General features: G+C 68.3%; 1 protein-coding gene and 1 pseudogene. Both read right to left on the reverse strand.

All coding sequences use genetic code 11. The features are described from left to right. Nucleotides 1–253: pseudogene (locus OOT08_RS01095) on the reverse strand (hypothetical protein); the annotation flags it as partial. Between the two features lie 69 nt (nt 254–322). Further along, complete coding sequence (locus OOT08_RS01100) at nt 323–874, reverse strand: DivIVA domain-containing protein (protein WP_325090739.1); 552 nt, start codon at nt 872–874, stop codon at nt 323–325. Nucleotides 875–894: the final 20 nt, after the last annotated feature.

The raw sequence follows: 894 nt of genomic DNA on the forward strand, positions 1-894 counted from the left end.
GCGGAGGCTCGGCCTCGAAACGCTGCAGGTCAAAGTCGGAGGCCTCCGTGGCGGCGGCCATCAGCTGCTGGTTCATCACGGAGCCGCGCGCGAGCGGGGCGTACTCCTCGGCTTCAGCGGGCTTCGCCGCGAAGGGAGCGACCGCCGCCAGGCCGACGAAGCCGGCCACGGCGCCGAGCGCCACGGTGGTCTTGAGGGCGCGGCGCGGAGAGAACCCCCGGGCGGATGCGGATTGTTTCGATGATGTAGTCACAGTGTGATCGAGTCTAACCGAGATCGCGGAATCACGCGATCCCCGCTCAGCTCACGCTCAGGGCGTCGCTCAGCGGCGGGACAGGATCAGCTCAATGACGGCGTCGAGGAAGAGGTCAACCTGGTCCTCGTTGTAGCCGCGGATCTCGGTGTGGAAGGTCACGTCGCGCACCTCCAGCGGGGTGAGGCCGTTGCGGCCGTCGAGGAAGCCCGCGATCTTGTCGAGGAAGGCATCCACCTGGCTCCGCTTGTAGCCGGACGTGATCACGCTCATCCGGCGAAAACGCTTCCCCTTCGGCTGCGTCACCCGTCCGCGGATCTCCAGGGCGAGACCGCGAACCCGGGCGCGCCACGCCTCCTCGCCGAGCTCGCGGATGCGCTGGCGGCGCTCCCGCTCAAAGAACACGTCCTCGAGCCGGTCCAGGGCCGCGTCCACGAAGCGCGCGGAGTAGCCGCCCTTCTGCAGGTCGAAGGAGACGGTGCGCAGCTCGTCCGCGGTGACCGCCTCGTCCGGGGGGCAGGTGCCGTCGTAGGAACGGCGAGCCCGGTCGAGGAACGCATCGACCTGCTCGGCGTGGTACCCGGTCTTCTTGTCATCGGAGCGTGGGAATGAGGCGTTCATAGCCACCCTTTCTCAGCGGT

It is taken from the genome of Leucobacter sp. M11, from assembly GCF_035726885.1.
In the GTDB taxonomy this organism is placed as follows: Bacteria; Actinomycetota; Actinomycetes; order Actinomycetales; family Microbacteriaceae; genus JAPFRB01.